Below are 20,707 nucleotides of genomic sequence, written 5' to 3'. Positions count from 1 at the left end.
TTTCAGGTTGGACTTGCTAGGCTCCGAAGAACTCGCGAGAGACCTTGGACAGATACCAAGGGTCGTCAACGCCGCACATCTCGCGGGCCGAGTGCATGGACAGCAGCGCGACTCCCACATCCAGGGTGCGAATGCCCAGTCGGGTCGCGGTCAATGGTCCAATGGTGGATCCGCACGGTACGCGGTTATTGGACACGAACTCCTGGTAGGGAACTCCCGCCGACTCGCACCAGTTGGCGAATGCGGCAGCACCCACCGCATCGGTGGCATAACGCTGGTTCGCATTGATCTTCAGCAGCGGGCCGGCATTCAGCTGCGGACGGTTGGCTGGGTCGTGGCGCTCTGGGTAGTTCGGGTGAACCGCGTGGCCAGCATCGGCAGACAGGCATACAGAATTCGACAGGGCGCGAGCGGTGTCTTCAACTGAAGCATCCATGGATGCCTGGATGCGGTTGATCAGCTCTTCCAGGAATGGGCCGCAAGCGCCCGAGCGCGAGGAGGAACCCAGTTCTTCGTGGTCGAAGGCAGCAAGCATGGCAATGCGGTTGCCTGCTGGCTTGCGGGAATGGCCCGTCAGCGCAATCAGGCCTGCGTGCACCGAGGTGAGGTTATCCAGCCGGGCGCTGGCGAAGAAGTTCTTGCCCTCGCCAAAGACCTCGCCGCGCTGCGCGGGCGCGGTCAGGATGTCGTAGCCGGCTACCTGGGCCGGGTCGACACCTGCAGACTTCGCCAGGATCGCCAGGATGTCGGCATCCGCCAGATCGCCGGCGCCAAAGATTGGATTGGTGTGGGTCTGCTTGTCCAGGGTCAGGCCCTCATTGACCTGGCGGTCCAGATGGATCGCTAGTTGCGGGATGCGCAGGATTGGTTCGGTCTTCGCCAGGTGCTCGGAACCGTCCTTGAGTACCAATCGGCCGGCGAGCACCAGTTCGCGGTCCAGCCAGGAGTTCAGCAGCGGTCCGCCGTAGACTTCGACCCCTGCCTGCCACCAGCCGTTGGAACCGGTGGTTGGCTTCGGCTTGAGCTTGAAGCCCGGCGAGTCGGTGTGGGCGCCGAGGATATGGAATCCGCTGGTCGCAGTGGCAGCTTCTGGCTGCACCCAAGCGATGATCGCACCGTCGCGGACCACGTAGTAGGAACCCGGGACCAGGTTCCAAGCCTGCTTTTCGTCCAGACCGGTGAATCCAACAGCGTCCAAGCGCTGCGCGGCCGAGGCCGCGGCGTGGTAGCTCGATGGCGAGGTTGCGACGTATTCGGCCAGATCTGCAATGTGGGCCATTGCTGCGGCTTGTGCCATGGCTGGTTACTCACTTCTTTCTGTCAAGAGATGTTTGTCAGACGGTTCTTCAGGTTTTGGTTCCCGCCTGAAAAGTCGAGTTGCCTCCCAGCTTAGTAGCCTGAACCACATTTGCTGATGTCCTGCTGAGCCTGCCTCCGCCCTGGCAACCTGGCAGACACCCCTATCCGGGTCTTGACTTGGCACCTCGCTCTCGACGAAGCTGAAAGCAGTCCCGGAGACAAGGAAAGCGAGTTCATCATGGCTACGGCTGATCGAACACCAGAGCAAGAGAACATTCCAGCAGAATCACGCGAGGTCGAAGTGGAGACCACCGTACCGATGGATTCCAAGGTCCAACGGGCCAAACCTGCCGGTGCAGATAAGCTCCCAGCGACCAAGTTGGGTCGTATCTGGACCGCTACGATCTTCGGCTTGCTCGTGCTGATCCTGCTGATCATCTTCATTGCCCAGAACCAGGAGCAGGTGACCCTGAACTACTTCGCGTATCAGGGACAGGTCAACCTCGGGCTGGCATTGTTCTTTGCCGCTATTGGTGGCGCCCTAGTGGTCGCGATCGCCGGGGTGGCCCGCGTGATACAGCTGCGCTCTACGGCGAAGAAGCAGCGCAAGGCCAATAAGCGCTAGAAAGCTCCATGGCCGCCGGGCGGAACCCCATGGGGTTTCACCCGGCGGCCATTTTGCTGCCTCAGCGATGCCTAGTAGTCCAGGCCTTGGGATGGAATGACCAGCCCGGTCTCGTAGGCGTACACCACCGCTTGAACACGGTCGCGCAGATGCAATTTGGTCAGGATGCGCCGCACGTGGGTTTTCACCGTTGCTTCGGAAAGGAAGAAACGGTGTGCAATCTCGGCGTTGGATAGTCCCTCGGAAAGCGCACGCAGCACTTCCTGCTCACGCGGGGTGAGATCATCGAGCAGCGGGTCATGCGGAGTTTCGGCCGGCTGGTTCCGGTTCCCGGCGCCAGCGTTGCGCACATAGGTTTCCAGCAGGCGGGCAGTCACCCGGGGTGCCACCACAGCGTCGCCGGAAGCTACCAGGCGCACCGCTTGGACCAGTTCTTCCGGGGCCACGTCCTTGAGCAGGAACGCACTGGCTCCTGCCTGCAGCCCTGAGAAGGCGTACTCGTCCAGGTCAAAGGTCGTCAGGATAATGATCTTGGTTTCCGGATGGTCCTTGGCGATGCGTTCGGTCGCTTCCAAGCCGTCCATCTTGGGCATGCGCACATCCATCAGGACCACATCGGGTTTCAGTGCGGCCGTCTGGGCAAGGGCATCGAGTCCATCGACAGCTTCGCCGGCGATGACGATGTCGTCTTCACCTTCGAGGATGAGGCGGAATCCCATGCGTAAGAGGGGCTGGTCATCGACCAGCAGTACCTTGATTTTGTCTTCCACGCTTATTCCTTCACTGCCTTCTGGTTTTCGTTCTGCAAGCTGCATTCGGGTAGCTTGAGGACCGCTTTCACAATCCATCCGCCACTGGCTACCGGTCCGGCATCAACCGTTCCGCCAAAGAGCGCGGCTCGTTCGCGCATGCCGCGCAGACCGCGTCCGCTGCCGATACTCGGAACTCTCGTTGCATCTCCGTTGTCCATGATTTCCATGCGCAGTTCTTCGCGGCGCCGTTCCAGGCGAACCTGCACATCACTTACGTTACGGGCATAGCGCAAGGAATTAGTCAGGGACTCTTGAATGATACGGAAGACGGTCAGCTGGAAGGTGGTGTCCTCCGGCAGAGGATCGCCCGTATGGGTAAATGAGACCGGCAGACCTGCGGTACGGAATCCTTCGAGCAATTGCTCCACGTTCCCGCCGGTAGGCTGCGGGGCCAGCTCTCCGGATTCTTCTTGGCGAAGCACGCCCAGCATGCGGCGCATATCCGCCAGGGCGGCGCGACCGGTTCCAGAGAGCTCATTGAGCACTTCGTCGGCACGGACCTGATCGCGCTTGGCCACCACTCGTGCCCCCTCTGACAGGGCAATCATCACCGAAAGCGAATGGGCGACAACGTCGTGCATTTCGCGGGCGATGCGGTTGCGCTCTTGCACCTGGGCCAGTCCGGAGACCTGCGAGGCCCAGTGGTTCAGTTCAGCTTCGTGGATGCGCGCGTTGCGCACATTCATGCCCACCGCGGCTGCGGCAATGTAGAAACCGATGACGAAGCTGCCCGAGACGGCGATGATGACGCGCGTGAAGATGGTTTCGTCGATTCCATCTTGCGGGTCGAATTCCATTCCGGCCATGTCGGGGAAGCCCATCAGCACCATCAGGACCGTCTGGAAGCTGCCGGCCAGGATGGCCAGCGGGATGGTGCGTTTGGCCGAATAGCTGGTGGCGACCGTGTACAGGGCGATAATCATGCCTACCCCGCCCAGTCCACCTTGCGGACCAGCAATCACCAGGGCCAGGCATTCGAAAATGAACACCAGGATGATCACCGTCATCGGTGCCCGGCGCCGGTACAACAAGGCAGCGCTGACGGCGAGGGTGACGACCAGCAGGCCGGTGGCGTTTGCTTCTGGCATCGCTGCCATGACCAGGACACCGGGCAGTGTGAGCAGCAGATAGATGACTACCGCACCGATGACCACCAAACGCGGGTGGGTACGCAAATAACGGCGTATCCGGCCCATGCGCTTGGCGGCCAGTTCATCGAAGGAAACCACAGTTTCCTGCAGCGTCGGTTGGCTCATGTTTCCAGTCTAGTTTTCTCGATCAATCCCTGCGCTACTTGATGTCCCGCTTGGTCAGCAGGATTGCACCCAACACCAGTGGAAGCACGATCCAACCCGCCACGCCCAGCAGTTGCTGCCAGGTCTCCAAGTCGGTGACAACACTTGCGGGCGTTGCCAACCCCATGCCCAGCTGGTCAGGGGTGAACTTCGCGATGTTCTGCGCCCAGTCGGTCAAGGCGGTCAGGATGGAAAGGATGATCGGCAGCACGAAGAACAGGGCAGCGAGGCTGGTGATGCCGCCGGCCGAGTTGCGCAGCAGCATCCCCAACGCCAAACCGATCAACGCCGCCATGGTCACCGCCAGCGTCCCGTACCAGAGCACCCGTTGGAAGGCGTCGCTGCTGAATTCCAGATTCATCTGGTAGTTCTCGGCAATCGGCTTGCTGATCGCGAAGGCCAAGAGCGAGCTGATGATCTGGACGACGGCAGTAAGCAGGATGATCAAGATGCCCTTGGCGGCCAGGACACGCAGTCGCCGCGGGCTGGCCAGGAACGTGCTTACCGCTGAACCGGTGGTGAATTCACCGCTGAAGAGCAGGACACCAAGCACGCCAAGGATCAGCTGGCTGAAGACCAGGCCCGAGCCGATGAGCTCAGCGGCGAATCCCGGGGCCGATAGGCCTTCCATGCCCGGCATCTGATCCGTGTCGCCCATGCTGGCACTGAGCGAACCAATGCCCCAAGTGGCCACGGCTGCAATGCCCACATAGAACACGATGGCCAAGAGAACCAGGATGCGGGTGGAGTTCAGGGAGAAGAAACGGATGGACTCACTGCGCAGCACGCCGAAGAGGGTGACCTTGCCATGTGGTGCGGTTGCTAGATGGTTAGACATGTCCTTACTTCCCGCCGCCAGTCTCGGCAACTGTGTTCGAGTGGTATTCGACGGCATCGCGGGTCAATTCCATGTAGGCGTCTTCCAAGGTGCGTTGCAGCGGACGCAATTCGCTGAGCACCACCCCGTATTCCAAGGCACGGCGGCCAATGGTTTCTGAATCGGGGCCGGTAACTTCCAGGCCATGCTCATCAATCCGGCGTAGCTGAATACCTTCACCATTCAACGCATTCATCAAGATCTCAATGTCGGCTGAACGCACAATGGTCTGGTCAAGACCGTTGTCGATGAATTCAGTGATCGGCGCATCGGCCATGATGCGGCCACGGCCAATCACGATCAGGTGATCCGCCGTCTGGGCCATTTCACTCATCAGGTGGGAGGAGATGAAAACGGTTTTGCCATCGGCCGCCTGCTGGCGGGCCAGGTTGCGGACCCAAGCCACGCCTTCGGGATCCAGGCCGTTGACCGGCTCATCGAGGATCAGCACCTGCGGATCTCCAAGCAGGGCCGTGGCAATGCCCAGCCGCTGCCCCATGCCCAGCGAAAAGCCGCCGACCTTCTTGCGCTGCACGCTAGACAAGCCAGTCAGATCGAGCACTTCGTGCACTCGGGACTTCGGGATCCCCGCGGTAGCCGCCATGGCACGCAAATGCGCCAGCGGAGTCAGGGATTTGTGCACCGACTTAGCTTCCAGCAGGGTGCCGACTTCGGTCAACGGGTGACGTGATTTTTTGAAATCGTGCCCGTTGACCAGCACTTCACCGCTGGTAGGTTTGGCCAATCCCACGATCATGCGCATGGTGGTGGACTTGCCGGCACCATTGGGGCCGAGGAACCCAGTCACCATGCCTTCTTGGACCGTGAACGACGCATTATCGACCACGGTTTTTCCACCGTATTTCTTCGTCAACTGCTCTGCCTGGATCATATTTCCAGCCTAAGGAATTCGAGCCCAGCTCTCACCGCCCCCAGTGCTGATTTATGGCTCAACCAAAAGGGTGATGGCAGGGAACCGAAAACTGGGCCCATGCACCAGATGGTGCATGGTCCCAGGGTGCCAAGGAAGTTAGAAGGTCGTCGTGAGCACGAACATCATCCCTGCGACGGCTAATGCGAAGGGCAGGGCCAGCAAAACCATCAGCTTCTTTTGATCCCGCACGATCGCAACGCATTCCCTGAGGAAGGCACTCGGACGGTAGTAGGCCGCCGTTTTCCCGCCGAAGGCACGGGCATCCAAGCCGAGCTTGCGTGACGCCATCGCTGCACGCAGCGCATGATAGTCGCTGGTGACCAACCACAGCTGGCCATCCGGACGCTGGGCACGGACCAAGGCGTCGGAGAACTCCAGGTTCTCAAGGGTGTCCCTGGCCCGGTCTTCAACCAGAATCTGTTCATCGGCAATGCCCTGCTCACGCAGGTAGCGGGCCATGCTTACGCCCTCTGGTTCTTCCTCATCATGGCCCTGTCCCCCGGTCGGAACCATGAAGGGGCGAGCAGATGCCTGCAGTTGATGCAGGTCTATGCCCTTGTCCAAGCGGCCACGCAGCAACGGGGTGACCTTGCCGTTGATTGTGCGGGCACCAAGGACCACCACGGCGGCGGCTTCGCCCTTGGATGGGTATCTGGCGTGCACCCATGCGTACAGCAACAGCATGGCGAACAAGCTCGCCGTGAAGACGGAGGCCATGAACAGGACGAAAGCCAGCGAATAGGTCCACCAGGATTCGATGCGAATCAGCAGCACCGCAATGACTGGCAGGACAAAGACGGATAGCCCGGCTGCCAATGACAGCAGATTCGCAGGTTTGGCTCCTTCGCGCCGGCACATCAGGATCCCGTTGTAGATCAGCGCGGCACCGAAGACAACGACCATCAGCGGGGTCAGCACCAGCACTATGGAGAAGAGGAACCCAAACCCGGGGATCACACTGGTCAACAGGTCGACGACCGCCGAAATGGTGAAGAACACCAGCGGCAAGAGAAGTGCAGCCAGACCCAAGCGGCGTGGGTCCTTGCGGTATTGCCGGATAAACAGCCACCAGAGTGCTGCCAGGAAGACCCAGCCAACGAGCTGCGCGAGCACTGATTCCATTGCCTCTCAGTTCACCGATTTCCAGTTTGCGATTCCGTATTCCCGTTTGAGCATCGATTGCGCTCCGAGGAATCCGCCCATGCCATGCACCGACGGCCCCGGAGGCGCAGCCGAGGATACCAAGTACAGTCCTTTGGACTGCAGGTACCACGGGTCGGCCGAGATCCGAGGCCGCTTGATGCTGCCCAGCAGGTCCATGGTTCCCCCGGAAAGATCGCCACCGACCAGTGCCGAGTTCTGCACTTCCAAGTCCTGGGCGGTGACAACATGGGATTCAATGATTGTCTCGCTGAAACCAGGGGCTGCCTGTTCAATCATTTCCTTCAGTTCCCGGCTCATGTCTACCGGAGAATCCAGTGGCACGTGGCAGTAGGCCCAGATGACGTGCTGGCCCTGCGGTGCCCGCGAATCATCAAATTGCGAGGGCTGGGCAACAATCATGAACGGCTTCGCCGCTCCCCCGCGCACTGCGGCGCGTTCGGCCTTCCCGACCTGCGCCGCGGTGCCGCCCAGGTGCACGGTGCCGGCCTTGCCCAGAGTCTCGTCGCGCCATGGAACCGGTGCCGAAAGGACGTAGTGCACCAGGCAGCTTCCCGGCGAGCGCCGGATGCTGCTCAACGCGTGCGAGAGCCGTTCAGGCAGGTGTCCTGTTGAAAGCTTGGCAGCGTTTTCGGCGGAGGTATCGAAGAGGATGCTCTGCGCAGAAAGCTCATCAACATGGTTGACGCGGGTGCCGGTAAGGATTTTTGCTCCATGAGCCATCGCTTCTTCGGCCAAGGCGTCGCTGATGGCTTGGGAACCTCCACGCGGGATGGCCCATCCCTTGCCGTGCGCTGTTGCTGCAAGGAACAGTCCTGCCCCGGCATTGGCCGGTCCGCGAGAGCCTCCCGCAACGTGGGCGGAACAGCCTGCGTAGAGCGCGGCGGCGCGTTCAAACTTTCCAGAAAAGAGTTCCTTGACGGCCATGCCCGCCACCGTGCTCACGGCAAAGGTCGCCAACGCTGCGGGGTTCGAGGGAACCCTCAGCAGAGGATTGAGCAGTGTCTGGCTGACCCCGTCAATCTGCTTGACCAGCGGGCCCAGGAGCCGGGTGTACATCTCGCCGTCCGCGCCTCCAAGTTCCTGCCCGGTGCGTTCCAGATCCTTGTACGCGTAGGCAGTCCGGCGATCCAGCACATGGGCGAAGGACAGCTCGGGGACGATGAACTCCACCTTGTCGTGGACGCCCAGTTCATGCATGGCTTGGGATTGCATGGCCATCGGATGCACTGCGCTGCCCAAATCGAATTTCGCTGCAGAACCATTCAGCGGCTGCGTTCTGGCGGCCCCGCCGATGGTGTCGTTGGCTTCATATACCGTGACGCTTAATCCAGCACGGGCAGCAACTGCTGCGGCTGCTAGCCCATTGGGTCCCGCACCGACAACGGCAACATCGCTCATGATTTATTTCCCGCCACTTCATTCGTTTTCTTGGATTGAGGCAGCAGTCCGCGCAGGGTCCAGCGGTCCTCCAGTCCGGCGAATGGGCCGGCCAAAGGATCATCCTGGCCCACGGCACGAATCGGGTCGTGGCGTGGATCAAGAATTGAACGTGCCACCAAGAACATCAGGTATCCCAGCATCACCATATGCGCCAGCACCAGCACCGCATAACCGGTCTCAGGGAAGGCCTTCTGCGCTTCTTCCGCAGAGAGGGAATCAAGGTAGAACCAAACAGCGTAGAAGTGCGCGATTTCCACGAGCATCCAGACAACGAATTCGCGCCAGCGCGGCAAGGCGAGGGCGAACAGCGGAATCAGCCAGACGATGAACTGTGGTGAATACACCTTATTGACCATGACAAAGGAAGCAATGATCAAGAAGGCCATGGAGGCCAGGCGCGGGGTGCGTTTAGCAGTCAAGCCCAGCACTGCGACGCCCACGCAGCACAGGAAGAAGAGGACCAGGCCGTAACGGGAAATCTGTTCGGCTTCAAAGAGCGGGACCCCTCCCCTGTTATCGGCGATGACATTCCATGCGTGCCAGAAGCTGGAGAAGCCTGCCCCGCGTTCAGAAGAGAAGTTGAAGAAGTGCATGAACGAGTCGGGGAACGCCAGCGCATAGGGAAGGTTCACCAGTGCCCATGTCGCCGCGGCGGTTCCGCCAGTCACCCAGAAGGTCTTGAGCCTGCCGGTGCGAATGGCCAATATCAGCACCGCGCCGAGGATGAAGAACGGATAGATCTTCATCGCGGCACCTAAGCCGATCAGCACCCCGGCAAGGACGGTGTGCTTTCGTGCGAATGCCAGCATGCCCAGGGCCAGCAAGGCCACAGCCCACATGTCCCAGTTGATGCTGCCGGCCAGGATGATGCCCGGGGCAATAGCCACCATTGCGGCATCCCACGGGCGGCGCCCGGTCATCCGCAGGGTGGCGATCACGGTGACCATCCACAGGATCGCAACGAGCAGCAGGTTGATGTCGAAGTACAGCAGCGAACGGTTTTCGATCCCCGTGGGGATGATCGAGGCAACGGCCGAGGCCACCGTGCTCATCAGTACCGGGTACTCGAACTGGGCGGTCGCGCTGAATGGCGCCCAGGGGTTCTCGGCGAAGCCGCGGGCGGAGAACAGCGGAACCCAGTCGCTGTAGCACGCATAGGCGTACGGGTTGTTGCCAGTCCACCCGTTGACCCGGCAGGGGTTCTTGGCAAGGAGCATCAGCAAGGCGCCCACGGTGGTCATCAGGATAATGACTCGTTCCACGCTGAAGAATCCTGGATCGACTCGGCCTGGATCGCTGTGTCGTCCCAGGCGGCCACCGATCATTGCGGTGAACTGTCGAAGGAACCCGTCAGCGCGTGATGGCACGGTAATCCGCAGGGGGCCACGCGTGGGCTGTGACTGGTTTGGCTCGTGCATACCCTCCAGCCTAAATGTTCTGTGCCTAAGCTCCGCCTTGCACACTCATGTTTCATTAGTCGCTTTGATCTTTTATGCGGTTCTGAGGGCTCGAAATCCCTCTTCCGGATTCACCGAATCGTACGTAAAACGCTTGCTGACCTCGCATTCAGCAAACAAACAGGTGATTACACCGGCACTTCACCGTGCGTTAACCCAGATGCCCCCTCTTAGTTAACTTGTGCCCATAGCGTCTTACTCGTGAGCAAAACCAACCAGCCAAATGCCATGGCGATCATCCCCGCCCGGGGAGGATCCAAGGGCATCCGGCTTAAGAACCTGCGTGAGATCGGCGGCAAATCGCTACTGGGCCGCGCAATCGAATCAGCCAGATCCGCGGCGGCAGTCAGCGACGTCGTGGTCAGTACCGACCATGAGCAGATCAAGGCCGAAGCGCTTCGCTACGGGGCGCGAGTCATCGATCGACCGGCAGATATCGCCGGCGACACGGCCAGCAGCGAGTCAGTTCTGCTCCATGCGCTAGCGAATGCGGAATCTCAGCCAGAGATCACCGTGTTCATCCAGTGCACCAGCCCGTTCATCGATCCGGAGGATCTGGACGCAGCCATTGCGGCGGTTTCTTCGAAACGCGCCGACGTCAGCTTCGCAGCTGTTGCGGACCACGGTTTCCATTGGGGCCTGGATCCGCAGGGCGAAGCGGTCGCCGTAGGCCACGACAAGCTGCACCGTCCGCGTCGCCAGGATCGCGAACCGCGCTTCCGCGAAACCGGGGCCTTCTACGTGATGGATACCCGCGGATTCCGCGAGGCAGGGCACCGTTTCTTCGGAAAGGTCCGGGTTCACGAAGTTCCAGCAGAGCACGGCATCGACATCGATACCGAGGCAGACCTGCTGCTCGCTGGGCTGGCCGTTCCGGCCACCCGGGAACCGATCGAAGTCGACGCGGTCATCACGGATTTCGACGGGGTGCATACCCCGGACACCGCGTATGTCGATGAGCACGGAACCGAAACCGTGCGCGTCTCCCGCTCCGATGGAATGGGAGTGGCCCGGTTGCGGGCTGCCGGAGTGAAGTTCCTTATTCTCTCCAAGGAAATCAACCCTGTTGTCGCCGCCCGCGCCGCCAAGCTGAACGTCGAAGTGGCCCACGGAATCGACAACAAGGCCGAATACCTGGCCCGCTGGCTGGCTGACGAATCCATCAATCCGGCTCGTGTTGCCTACGTGGGCAACGACATCAACGATCTGGGCGCGATGGCGTTGGTCGGCTGGCCGATCACCGTGGCCGATGCCCAGGAAGATGTGCACCGGGCAGCACGGTACAAACTGACCCGCAAGGGCGGGCACGGAGCGGTACGGGAACTAGCCGAACTGGTTCTCGCCGCACGCACCGCCACCAAGAGTTCTCCAAGTTTCACCCACTGAAAGGCAATACCCATGACTTCCATGACTACTGACATCAAGCCTGTTGCTATCGGCGACGTCCAGGTTGGCGCAGGCCAGCAGGTCTACGTCATCGGCGAGATCGGCATCAACCACAACGGCGACATCGAGATCGCCAAGCAGCTGATCGATATCTCTGCTGAAGCCGGTGCCAACGCAGTGAAGTTCCAGAAGCGCACCCCGGACATTTCCACCCCGATGGACATGCGCGACAAGATCCGCTCCACCCCATGGGGCGACATGACCTACCTGGACTACCGCTACCGCGTCGAGTTCGACCAGGCGCAGTACAAGGAACTCATCTCCTACGCAGCCTCCAAGGGCCTGCACGCCTTCGCCTCGCCATGGGATGTTCCATCGGTCGAATTCATGGAAGAGCAGGGTGCAGTCACCCACAAGGTCGCCTCCGCATCGGTCACCGACATCGAGCTGCTCAAGGCCCTGGCGCAGACCGGCAAGCCGATCATCCTGTCCACCGGCATGTCCACCATCGAGCAGATCGACAAGGCCGTCGAGACCCTGGGTACCTCGAACCTGGTCATGATGCACGCTACCTCCACCTACCCGCTGCCTCCTGAAGAGGCCAACCTGCGCATGATCGAGACCCTGCGCGACCGCTACCAGGTCCCAGTGGGCTACTCGGGCCACGAGCGCGGCCTGCAGATCTCGCTGGCTGCTGTTGCCCTGGGCGCAGTGACCGTCGAGCGCCACATCACCCTGGACCGCACCATGTGGGGTTCGGACCAGGCCTCGTCGCTGGAGCCAAAGGGCTTCGAGTCGCTGATCCGCGACATCCGCATCCTGGAGCAGGCCATGGGTGACGGCGTGAAGAAGGTCTTCCCAGGCGAGCTGGCACCGCTCTCGCGCCTGCGCCGCGTCGACGCCTAAGCACGCCAACGTATCCGGCGGTTGGACTCACCGACGGGTCCAACCGCCGTTTATTTTTGTCTGCATGAGGAAGGCCTTGAAGCACAGATGAGTTTGATCCCCGGGCGCATTTCCGTGGTTATCCCCGCCTATAACCAAGAAGCATATATTTGCGATGCCTTGTCATCGCTGGTCCGGCAGAAGCTGGGACGCTGGGAGCTGGAAGTGCTCGTGGTTGATGACGCTTCCGATGACCAGACTGCTGCCCTGGTTCGCAGCTACCAAGACCAATTGCCTGGCCTGAACCTGATCTCGCTGCCTGAGAATGCCGGAGTTTCTGCCGCCCGCAATGCCGGGTTGGAACAGGTCACCGGCGAATACTTCACCTTCCTCGACCCCGACGACTGGTACTCCCCCGAGCATTTGGAAGCCCTGGCGGAATCCTTGACCGAACTGCACGTGGACTTCGTGCGTTGCGATCATGTGCGTGTCACCGGCACCAATCGCGTCATCCACCGCGCCCCGCAGGCGTTGCGCGGCATGCCGCTGAACCCGGCCGATGACATTGAACCTATCGATTCGCCGTCCATGGTGGACTACGCCTTCGTGTGGGCGGGCATGTACCGCACCGACCTGATGCGCGCCCGCGAACTGATGTACTTCGACGCGCAGTTGCACAGCGCCGAAGACCGCCTCTGGCTATGGAAGCTGCATCTGAACACCGAGCGCTATTCCGTCGTTTCCTCCCCCGGGGTGTTCTACCGCCGCGGCCTGCCCGGCTCGCTGACCCAGGTCTTCGACCACCGTCAGCTCGGCTTCATTCCGGCCTACTCGCAGATCCTCACCGAGGTGCGCTTGCACCCGGACGCGGATCGCCACCTGCCCAAGGCGATGCGGCAGTTCTTCGCCATCGTGTGCCACCACGAGAAGCGCGCGAAGAACTACCCGCCGGAAGTCCGCTTGGAGATGAAGCAGAAACTGCGCCAGGTATTCACCACTATTGATGCGCCGATGGCCCGCCAGGTTGCCCTCGAGATGGACGTTGCCCGTCGCCGCCATATTCTCTCCTTCCTCCAGCCAGGTCAGATCGGGGCCGCCAAGTGATCGCACTGATTGAAGCCAGCAGCTATTTCCAGCTTGCTTCTCTGGCCGCGATGGCCGATGCAGGACTGCTCCCCGAGGCAGATGAACGAATTCTCGTCTTGGCTAACGGCTCGCAGGTTCCGGAACTGACTACTGCGTTGGATGAAGTCCCGGGCTTCGAGAAGCTTGCCGCCCGCTTTGACCGCGTGGTGGATTTCGCTGCGCTGACCTCCCCGCGTCGCCCGGCACAGTTCAACCCGCGTGAGGACGAGCTGCATATTTTCGAACGCCTCCTGCGCAGCGCTTGGGATCTGGGCAATGAACCCTTGACCTTGGTTCTGGAATCCATCCAGGTCAATCCGGCGCGTGCGCTGGCGCGTATTTTCTTTGATGCCCAGCTGTGGATCCACTCCGACGGCTTGATGTCCTATGGCCCAACCCGTAATCGATTGCCAATGCCGCTTCGCCAGCGCGTCATGGGCACCATCCATGTGGACTTGGTTCCAGGACTGCAGCCTCACCTGCTCGCAGAGCTCGAGCCGCGGCGCGAGGTCTTGGCCACCGGCGGCCTGGCTGCAATCTTCGGCGAACTGGCCCAGGGGGCAGAATTCGATCTGCCAACCGGCAGTGCGCTGATCCTCGGCCAGTACCTGGGTTCCTTGGGCCTGATGGATGCCGAGGAAGAATTCGAGCTGCATCTGGAAATGCTCAACGAGGTGGCCCGCCGGGAAATTTCCACCGTCCTGTTCAAGGCGCACCCATCGGCCAGCGCCACCTCAGCGGCACGCTTGTCTGCAGCCGCCAGGGACATGGGGCTGGATTTCCGGTTGGTCGGCACCGATCATCTGGCGGAAACCGTCATCGCGGCGGTACGTCCAGCCGTGGTGATCTCCTGCTTCTCCACAGGCTTGGCCACCGCCAAGTACATCCTGGATACCGAGGTCTACGCAGTGGGCACCGGCAGACTGCTCCAGGCGCTGGCTCCCTACGAGAATTCCAACCGCATCCCGTTGTCCATCATCCATGCCTTGTTCGTCCAGGACGTGCCGGTTCCGGCGCACGGTGGCGGCAGCGACCGCCTCACCGAACTGCTGGCTGCCGTGGCCTACTGCATGCAGGCCGCGCAACTGCCTCACCTGCGCGAGCAGGCCGAGTCCTTCTTGTCCGCGCACTACCCGGAGTTCTCGGCTCATTTCAAGCGCCGGCGCATCACCAGGCTCGAGCTGCCTCCACGCTGGGCGCACATCAGCTCGCGCCGCTCGCTGCCTTCCAAAGTCCGCGGGGCCTCGCGCCGTGTGCTGCGCAATGGTTCCAAGCAGCTGGACACGCTTTCCAAATCCCTGAGCCGACTGGCAAAATGACCCTCACCATGATGAAACTGACTCAACATGACACCCACGAGGTGCCACGCCCGCGTTTCGGCACCGCGCACGTTTGGGTGGAGTCGCCACTGCAGCTGCTTTCGGCGGTAGAAACGCATGCCGCAGGGCTGCTGGGCACGGACATCCGGATCATCCCCCGTCAGGGAATGCCCCTGGAAGCCACGACGCAGGCAATGCTGAATCATGCCCCTGCAGGGGTTCATTTTGAACCGGCCGCTCGTAAGCCTCCGCAGCCCAAGGGCGCTGCCGATCGGTATGTCACCGGCGACGCCTACTCAGGCAAGATCCAGCGCACGCTGCTGGCAGGCGTACGGGCCAAGGAAATCGTGATCATCGATGACGGCATGGCTACGCTGGCCCTGATCAAGCAGCTCATTTCCGATGAGCCCACCCCGTTGGTGCGCGCCCGGACCAGGAATTCCGCAGCACGCGTGGCAATGGGATTGGCGACCTGGCATCGTTTGCGCCAGCTGGCCCGTGAAGATCGCCTGTTGATTGTTTCAGCGTTGTATGTCGACCCGGCATCCCGTCAGAAGATGGCTGATCTGGGGATCAAATTCGCGCAGCACAAGTTTGAATGGCTCGCTACCCAGCCGGTAGCCGAGCAGTTCACCGAACCAACCTTGCTGATCGGTTCGGCGATGGTGGCTGATGAGCTGATTTTTGAGCAGCCGTATCTGCGCTGGATTGAGCAGATCGCTTCCGAAGGCCCGGTTGCGTACTTCCCGCATCGCCGTGAAACTCCCGAATTGCTGGAGAAGATCTCGAGGATTGATCAGGTGGTGCTCAAGGAGCACACCGTTCCCATTGAAATGCGTTTGCGTGTCCTGCGACCAGGCCAGGAGATCCGCGCCTTGCCTTCCACGGTGATTCCATCCCTGCGCCTGCTGCTGGGTCCTGATGCCCGCTGCCTCTATCCGCAAGCCGTGATTGACAGCTGGTGGACCCCTGGTACCCCATCCGAGTTGCGCGAGCACCTATCCAGTTCATTGAAGGTGTGAATCAGCCGATGAAGCCATCAATACTTGCCATCGCCGACTCGGATTCCTATCTGAAGCTGGCAACGAGCTTCCTGAACCGCCTAGGTCCCGCATGGGATCGCAAGGTGTATTTGGCGCGGACCCCGGTGATGCCGACCGCCGACCAGATCGCAGCCGCCTTTGAAGGCACGGATCTGGATCCGGATATCCTGCAGGTGATTTCCGTATCCCAATTAGAAGCCGACACCGTAGATGAAGACATTGTTTTCGCTTCGGCTACCGGGCCGGTAGTTGCCGAGATCTACTCTCGCATGCTTCGCACCGAGCCGACTGATGGCCGGTGCACCGCACTGATTTCCGCCCTGCCTGGCGTGGCATTCCCCGCCACGCAGAAGGGGTGGAACTATCGTCGAGCCGGCGATGCGTTCATTTGCCATTCGCATGCCGAAGCCCGTGATTTCTCATTCATGATCGAAGGCCAGGTAGGGCACCAGCCGACCATCATGGTCAGCAAGCTCCCGTTCTTGCACTCGGCAGGATTCCCGCCAGCGCAAAAGCAGGTGGTCGAACGCTTGGTGTTCGCGCCGCAAGCGAAGGTACCTGCCCAAGAGAGCGAACGCGAGTCGATCCTGCTGGCTCTCGAGCAGGCTAGCAAGATGAATCCCGAACTTGAGGTGATCGTCAAGCTCCGCGCCAAGGCCGGTGAGCCCCAAACGCATCTCGAGGCGTTCCCGTACGATTCGCTGTTCGAGAAGTTGCAGTCCGAACGGCGGATCGGGCCCGAGTCGCGGCTTCGCTTCGATACCGGATCGATGAGTGAAGCATTGGCCGATGGCAGCGCCTTGGTGACAGTGTCTTCGACTGCTGCCTTGGAATCCATTGATCGCGGGTTGCCAACGCTGGTCCTTTCCGACTTCGGCGTCAGCGCGCAGATGATCAATACGGTCTTTGTTGCCTCCGGCGTCATCGGCACCTTGGATGACGTCGCCGGCTTGAGCTTCGGTGAACCTACCAAAGCCTGGTTGCGGGAAAACTACTTCCACAGGGTGGACCACAGTTTCGTTCAGTCCCTCGAGATTCTCGCGCAGCGAGCTCGAGCTGGAAAGCTGCACACTGATCCGGAAATGCTGGCGCATATTCGCCGCCAGCCTTTGCGCCACCGCCTCAGAACCACGTTGCCTGCACCGCTAGTCAGGGTTTTGGTGAAGTTGCGGCACCAGTTCGGGCTAGCACGCAAAAATGGCGCCAACTCATGGTCATGACCAACTAGGTCTTAGCCCATGAAGTCACTTTAATGCCTGAATTGATCGTCACTGTCAGTAGTATCCAATCCTTAGGTGCTTTACCTGCTATTGGTGCAGCTGCGCTGAGACAGTGCAGTAATAACCTCGGTTTCGCTAGCCCAGAGCGGCCGCCCCGATAGTTATTCGGTGATACCGGGCACGATTGGGAATGTTTGCACTCCATTAAGACTTAAGATCATTATGGGTCAATTTGCGCAATGCGCTTTTGCGCGCCCTATTGCCCAAAGGTTTTATACATTTCAATAAGGAGTTCATGTGTCGGCGAACCCGATTCGCGTTGCCATCGTAGGCGTAGGCAACTGCGCCACTTCCCTTATCCAAGGTGTTGAGTACTACCGAAACGCCGATGCTGATTCCACGGTTCCAGGTCTCATGCATGTGCAGTTCGGTCAGTACCACGTGGGCGACGTTCAGTTCGTTGCCGCCTTCGATGTCGACGCCAAGAAAGTCGGGCTCGACCTCTCGGAAGCCATCTTGGCCAGCGAGAACAACACCATCAAGATTGCCGACGTTCCAACCACCGGAGTGACCGTTCAGCGCGGCCACACCTTGGATGGCCTGGGCAAGTACTACCGCGAGACCATCGAAGAGTCTGCAGCCGAGCCAGTTGACATCGTCCAGTCCCTGAAGGACAACGAAGTCGATGTCCTGGTTTGCTACCTGCCAGTTGGTTCCGAGCAGGCCGCCAAGTTCTACGCGCAGTGCGCCATCGACGCAGGCGTTGCATTCGTCAATGCCCTGCCAGTATTCATCGCCGGCACCCCAGAGTGGGCGCAGAAGTTCACTGACGCCGGTGTGCCAATCGTTGGCGACGACATCAAGAGCCAGATCGGCGCAACCATAACCCACCGCGTGATGGCCAAGTTGTTCGAAGACCGCGGCGTTGTCCTGGACCGCACCTACCAGCTGAACGTTGGCGGCAACATGGACTTCAAGAACATGCTCGAGCGCGATCGCCTGGAGTCCAAGAAGATCTCCAAGACCCAGGCAGTCACCTCGAACACCTCCGCCGCCTTGGGCGAAGACGACGTGCACATCGGCCCAAGCGACTACGTTGCATGGCTTGATGACCGCAAGTGGGCTTTCGTCCGCCTCGAGGGCCGCAACTTCGGCGATGCTCCGGTCAACCTGGAATACAAGCTGGAAGTTTGGGACTCGCCAAACTCGGCCGGCGTGATCATCGATGCCGTACGCGCAGCGAAGATCGCCCTGGACCGCGGCATCGGCGGTCCGATCCTGTCGGCTTCGAGCTACTTCATGAAGTCGCCACCAGAGCAGTACGACGATGAGACCGCGCGCAACAAGGTGGAAGCCTTCATTCGCGGCGACATCGAGCGCTAGCCCTCCGCGTTAGCGGAAAGGCAATGGCCAGGACCGTTCGGTCCTGGCCATTGCTGTATTCGACAGTGCTCTGGATGCGGAGAAGCCCGCCGGCTTGCAGGCCGGCGGGCCTCTTGGCGATGCCTTGCGAGTTCATCATGGGTACCTCGGATTCTTGTTAGCGGGCAACGGTAATGGCGTTGCCGGCCTTAGCGAATTCGAAGGTACATTTCTGGTGGCACGTGGTTCTTCAGCTCACGCTGACGCATGCGGCGGTTGAACTCGGTGCTATCAAGGTTGGTGAACTTGCGCTTGTCTTGACGCTTTTTCATTTGCTGTCCCTCCCTTCGGTCAAAGTAGAAGGGGAGGGAAGATCTTGGCGCGTAGTTGAAATGGCGCGAGCTTTCAGGCTTTCTGGTCCTGCGAAGATTAATTCCGAGGTGCGAACTGCCCGTTGAGCGGATGAGGAGAACAGTGGACTAGGCATGAAAAAAGTTCCTAAGGGTGAGAGTCGATTACTGACCTGCAACCTCAGGAACTTATGCGGGATTTACCGTGAGTTAGGAATCCGCTTGTCCGGAGGTTGGGGAAATGAGCTTGCACAGACGAGACATGGGAGAGCCGCCAATAAATCGCGCTCCGCGATGAGTCTCTGTGTACCAATTGGTATTAATCATTTCGCCACCTCCTAAAATCTGCTCTCGGCCGGCCATGGATGCCATGGGGCCTCTTTGAAAAGTTTTCTCGATCCGCAAGTCTCATTGAGACTTCCCAATCACAGTATTCAGCATACATGGATTATCCCCGATGCGCTACAAATTTGCGCAGAAACTTTAAGCACTTTCCCGGGGACGGCAAAAGCACCCGAATCCATGCGGATTTCAGGTGCTTTTCCCTTGGTGTTCAGGTCAGAGGTTACCCCTCGGTAGCCGATTCCTGGGCTTCAGGCTGTTCTTTCCACCAGGCGCGCAAGCGCTCAGTGGCGATTTCCGCGCCCAGCGGGCCTTCGTCCAAACGCAGTTCCAAGAGGAACTTGTATGCGCGGCCAACGACCTTGCTCGGCTTGATTCCCAACAGGTGCATGATCTGCTCGCCGTCAAGATCCGGGCGGATTGACTGGAGCTCTTCTTGCTCGGCGATCTGCGCGATGCGCGCCTCGAGGTCGTCGTAGGCAAAAGCTAGGCGGTCGGCCTTCTTGCGATTGCGGGTGGTGACATCCGAACGGGTCAGGCGGTGCAGGTGCTCGAGCAGGTCTCCAGCATCGGTGACGTAACGGCGCACCGCCGAGTCGGTCCAGCCGGCCTCGCCGTAGCCATAGAAGCGCATGTGCAACTCGACCAGTCGGGCTACGGACTTGGTGGTGTCCTTGTCGAAACGCAGGGCGCGCATACGCGCCTTGACGAGCTTCGAACCCACCATGTCATGGTGGCGGAAGGATACCGCGCCGCTTGGTTCAAATTTGCGGGTCGCCGGCTTTCCGATATCGTGCATCAGCGCCGCGAAGCGCAACACGAAGTTCGGGCCGGGAACAGGTCCCTCTTCGTCGGTTTCCAACGCCATGGCTTGTTCCAGCACGGTCAGCGAATGCTGGTAGACATCCTTGTGCCGGTGGTGCTCGTCAATTTCCAGACGCAGTGCCGAGACTTCGGGCAGCACCTTATCGGCCAGGCCAGTTTCCACCAGAAGGTCGATTCCCGCGCGCGGGTCTGCACCGTTGATCAGCTTGACCAGTTCATCGCGAACCCGCTCGGAGGAAATGATGTCGATCCGATCGGTCATTCCGCTCATGGCTTCGCGCACCTCTGGACTGACTTCGATCTTCAGCTGCGAAGCAAAACGGGCAGCACGCATCATGCGCAGCGGATCGTCAGAGAAGGAGATATCAGGTGCACCAGGGGTGCGGATGGACCCGTCTTCCAGCGAGCTTACGCCGTCGAAAGGATCCACCAGCTCGAGCTGCGGCAAGCGCAGAGCCATCGAGTTCATGGTGAAGTCCCGACGGAAGAGATCGTCGTGCAGGTTATCACCGAAGGCAACGATCGGCTTGCGCGACTCCTTGTCATAGGCATCAGCGCGGTAGGTCGTGACCTCTAGCGTGTGTTCGCCCTTCTTGAAGGCAATAGTTCCAAACTCGCGTCCCACATCCCAAACGTTATCGGCCCAGCCGGAAATCACCTTGATGGTTTCTTCCGGGCGAGCGCTGGTGGTGAAATCGAGGTCCGGGGATACGCGTCCCAAGTACAGATCCCGAACCGGCCCACCTACCAGCGACAATTCATGGCCCGCCCGAACAAAACGGTCGGCCAAGTCGAAAATAACCGAGGGCAGGATTTGACGCAGTGCGTCAGGCGAGGGAAGTGCATGCATAGTTACTTAAGCGTGCCAGAAATCCCGGAAGAATGCTTGAAATTCCGACGGATTTGCCTGCGAGATAACTTACTTGTCCACGTCGATCAGGCGGCGA

The 20,707-nt window shown here is 60.2% G+C and carries 18 protein-coding genes; 8 read left to right on the top strand and 10 right to left on the bottom strand.

Features of this window, described 5'->3' with window-relative positions; genetic code table 11:
- Positions 1–16: 16 nt before the first annotated feature.
- On the bottom strand, positions 17–1,297 hold the full coding sequence (locus tag ACFVHU_RS12955; RefSeq protein WP_105656592.1) for a M18 family aminopeptidase: 1,281 nt from the start codon (positions 1,295–1,297) through the stop codon (positions 17–19).
- Positions 1,298–1,537: 240 nt separating this feature from the next.
- Between ACFVHU_RS12955 and ACFVHU_RS12950 the strand changes: the two genes are divergently transcribed.
- Positions 1,538–1,924, top strand: coding sequence for a lipopolysaccharide assembly LapA domain-containing protein (locus tag ACFVHU_RS12950; protein WP_133833776.1), 387 nt, complete (start codon positions 1,538–1,540; stop codon positions 1,922–1,924).
- 71 nt (positions 1,925–1,995) lie between these two features.
- Here the strand turns inward: ACFVHU_RS12950 and ACFVHU_RS12945 are convergent, their stop codons facing one another.
- The 7 genes from ACFVHU_RS12945 to ACFVHU_RS12915 all read right to left on the bottom strand — a co-directional run bounded on the left by ACFVHU_RS12945 (position 1,996) and on the right by ACFVHU_RS12915 (position 9,864).
- Entirely contained in the window at positions 1,996–2,739 is a 744-nt protein-coding gene (locus tag ACFVHU_RS12945) for a response regulator transcription factor (protein ID WP_105656594.1), read from the bottom strand.
- A complete protein-coding gene (locus ACFVHU_RS12940; protein WP_105656595.1) occupies positions 2,697–3,992 on the bottom strand; it encodes a sensor histidine kinase in 1,296 nt (431 codons plus the stop codon). Before ACFVHU_RS12940 ends, ACFVHU_RS12945 begins: the two co-directional genes overlap by 43 nt.
- A 34-nt stretch (positions 3,993–4,026) precedes the next feature.
- Entirely contained in the window at positions 4,027–4,869 is an 843-nt protein-coding gene (locus ACFVHU_RS12935) for an ABC transporter permease (protein ID WP_332502719.1), read from the bottom strand.
- Positions 4,870–4,873: 4 nt separating this feature from the next.
- Positions 4,874–5,800, bottom strand: coding sequence for an ABC transporter ATP-binding protein (locus ACFVHU_RS12930; RefSeq protein WP_105656597.1), 927 nt, complete (start codon positions 5,798–5,800; stop codon positions 4,874–4,876).
- 138 nt (positions 5,801–5,938) lie between these two features.
- Positions 5,939–6,964 (bottom strand): YdcF family protein, encoded by a 1,026-nt coding sequence (locus ACFVHU_RS12925; protein WP_105656598.1) that lies wholly within the window; start codon positions 6,962–6,964, stop codon positions 5,939–5,941.
- A gap of 6 nt (positions 6,965–6,970) precedes the next feature.
- Complete coding sequence (locus ACFVHU_RS12920) at positions 6,971–8,404, bottom strand: NAD(P)/FAD-dependent oxidoreductase (RefSeq protein ID WP_105656599.1); 1,434 nt, start codon at positions 8,402–8,404, stop codon at positions 6,971–6,973.
- Entirely contained in the window at positions 8,401–9,864 is a 1,464-nt protein-coding gene (locus ACFVHU_RS12915; protein ID WP_105656600.1) for a glycosyltransferase family 87 protein, read from the bottom strand. The genes ACFVHU_RS12920 and ACFVHU_RS12915 overlap by 4 nt, the downstream gene beginning before the upstream one ends.
- Before the next feature lie 240 nt (positions 9,865–10,104).
- Here ACFVHU_RS12915 and ACFVHU_RS12910 point away from each other — a divergent pair, with 240 nt between their 5' ends.
- The 7 genes from ACFVHU_RS12910 (at position 10,105) to ACFVHU_RS12880 (ending at position 18,264) form a co-directional block, all read left to right on the top strand.
- Entirely contained in the window at positions 10,105–11,289 is a 1,185-nt protein-coding gene (locus ACFVHU_RS12910; RefSeq protein ID WP_105656601.1) for an acylneuraminate cytidylyltransferase, read from the top strand.
- Between the two features lie 12 nt (positions 11,290–11,301).
- Positions 11,302–12,195, top strand: coding sequence for an N-acetylneuraminate synthase family protein (locus ACFVHU_RS12905; RefSeq protein ID WP_105656602.1), 894 nt, complete (start codon positions 11,302–11,304; stop codon positions 12,193–12,195).
- 87 nt (positions 12,196–12,282) lie between these two features.
- Positions 12,283–13,278, top strand: coding sequence for a glycosyltransferase family 2 protein (locus ACFVHU_RS12900; RefSeq protein ID WP_105656603.1), 996 nt, complete (start codon positions 12,283–12,285; stop codon positions 13,276–13,278).
- Positions 13,275–14,618 carry a polysialyltransferase family glycosyltransferase gene (locus ACFVHU_RS12895; protein ID WP_105656604.1) on the top strand — a complete coding sequence of 448 codons (1,344 nt, stop codon included), beginning with the start codon at positions 13,275–13,277 and terminating at the stop codon, positions 14,616–14,618. Before ACFVHU_RS12900 ends, ACFVHU_RS12895 begins: the two co-directional genes overlap by 4 nt.
- The gene (locus ACFVHU_RS12890) at positions 14,615–15,640 is read left to right on the top strand and encodes a hypothetical protein (RefSeq protein ID WP_105656605.1); all 1,026 of its coding nucleotides are present in this window, start codon (positions 14,615–14,617) and stop codon (positions 15,638–15,640) included. Before ACFVHU_RS12895 ends, ACFVHU_RS12890 begins: the two co-directional genes overlap by 4 nt.
- Before the next feature lie 8 nt (positions 15,641–15,648).
- Complete coding sequence (locus ACFVHU_RS12885; protein ID WP_286134086.1) at positions 15,649–16,881, top strand: DUF6716 putative glycosyltransferase; 1,233 nt, start codon at positions 15,649–15,651, stop codon at positions 16,879–16,881.
- Between the two features lie 297 nt (positions 16,882–17,178).
- Positions 17,179–18,264, top strand: coding sequence for an inositol-3-phosphate synthase (locus ACFVHU_RS12880; protein WP_105656607.1), 1,086 nt, complete (start codon positions 17,179–17,181; stop codon positions 18,262–18,264).
- A gap of 188 nt (positions 18,265–18,452) precedes the next feature.
- Here ACFVHU_RS12880 and ACFVHU_RS12875 read toward each other — a convergent pair whose 3' ends face one another.
- Together ACFVHU_RS12875 and ACFVHU_RS12870 are read right to left on the bottom strand one after the other, a co-directional pair.
- Positions 18,453–18,575 (bottom strand): hypothetical protein, encoded by a 123-nt coding sequence (locus tag ACFVHU_RS12875; protein ID WP_255209577.1) that lies wholly within the window; start codon positions 18,573–18,575, stop codon positions 18,453–18,455.
- 583 nt (positions 18,576–19,158) lie between these two features.
- Positions 19,159–20,610: a CCA tRNA nucleotidyltransferase gene (locus ACFVHU_RS12870; protein WP_105656608.1), complete on the bottom strand. Its 1,452-nt coding sequence runs from the start codon at positions 20,608–20,610 to the stop codon at positions 19,159–19,161.
- Positions 20,611–20,707: the final 97 nt, after the last annotated feature.

It is taken from the genome of Glutamicibacter sp. NPDC127525 (assembly GCF_042672105.1).
Taxonomy (GTDB): domain Bacteria; phylum Actinomycetota; class Actinomycetes; order Actinomycetales; family Micrococcaceae; genus Glutamicibacter.
This window is presented reverse-complemented; position numbering and strand designations above follow the sequence as displayed.

Bases quoted from the DNA above. Each gene is read 5' to 3' on its own strand.
- ACFVHU_RS12930 (WP_105656597.1), bottom strand. From the start codon at position 5,800: ATGATCCAGGCAGAGCAGTTGACGAAGAAATACGGTGGAAAAACCGTG.
- ACFVHU_RS12875 (WP_255209577.1), bottom strand. From the start codon at position 18,575: ATGAAAAAGCGTCAAGACAAGCGCAAGTTCACCAACCTTGATAGCACC.
- ACFVHU_RS12945 (WP_105656594.1), bottom strand. From the start codon at position 2,739: ATGCAGCTTGCAGAACGAAAACCAGAAGGCAGTGAAGGAATAAGCGTG.
- ACFVHU_RS12890 (WP_105656605.1), top strand. From the start codon at position 14,615: ATGACCCTCACCATGATGAAACTGACTCAACATGACACCCACGAGGTG.
- ACFVHU_RS12870 (WP_105656608.1), bottom strand. From the start codon at position 20,610: ATGCATGCACTTCCCTCGCCTGACGCACTGCGTCAAATCCTGCCCTCG.
- ACFVHU_RS12940 (WP_105656595.1), bottom strand. From the start codon at position 3,992: ATGAGCCAACCGACGCTGCAGGAAACTGTGGTTTCCTTCGATGAACTG.
- ACFVHU_RS12925 (WP_105656598.1), bottom strand. From the start codon at position 6,964: ATGGAATCAGTGCTCGCGCAGCTCGTTGGCTGGGTCTTCCTGGCAGCA.
- ACFVHU_RS12920 (WP_105656599.1), bottom strand. From the start codon at position 8,404: ATGAGCGATGTTGCCGTTGTCGGTGCGGGACCCAATGGGCTAGCAGCC.
- ACFVHU_RS12905 (WP_105656602.1), top strand. From the start codon at position 11,302: ATGACTTCCATGACTACTGACATCAAGCCTGTTGCTATCGGCGACGTC.
- ACFVHU_RS12950 (WP_133833776.1), top strand. From the start codon at position 1,538: ATGGCTACGGCTGATCGAACACCAGAGCAAGAGAACATTCCAGCAGAA.
- ACFVHU_RS12915 (WP_105656600.1), bottom strand. From the start codon at position 9,864: ATGCACGAGCCAAACCAGTCACAGCCCACGCGTGGCCCCCTGCGGATT.
- ACFVHU_RS12935 (WP_332502719.1), bottom strand. From the start codon at position 4,869: ATGTCTAACCATCTAGCAACCGCACCACATGGCAAGGTCACCCTCTTC.
- ACFVHU_RS12885 (WP_286134086.1), top strand. From the start codon at position 15,649: ATGAAGCCATCAATACTTGCCATCGCCGACTCGGATTCCTATCTGAAG.
- ACFVHU_RS12955 (WP_105656592.1), bottom strand. From the start codon at position 1,297: ATGGCACAAGCCGCAGCAATGGCCCACATTGCAGATCTGGCCGAATAC.
- ACFVHU_RS12900 (WP_105656603.1), top strand. From the start codon at position 12,283: ATGAGTTTGATCCCCGGGCGCATTTCCGTGGTTATCCCCGCCTATAAC.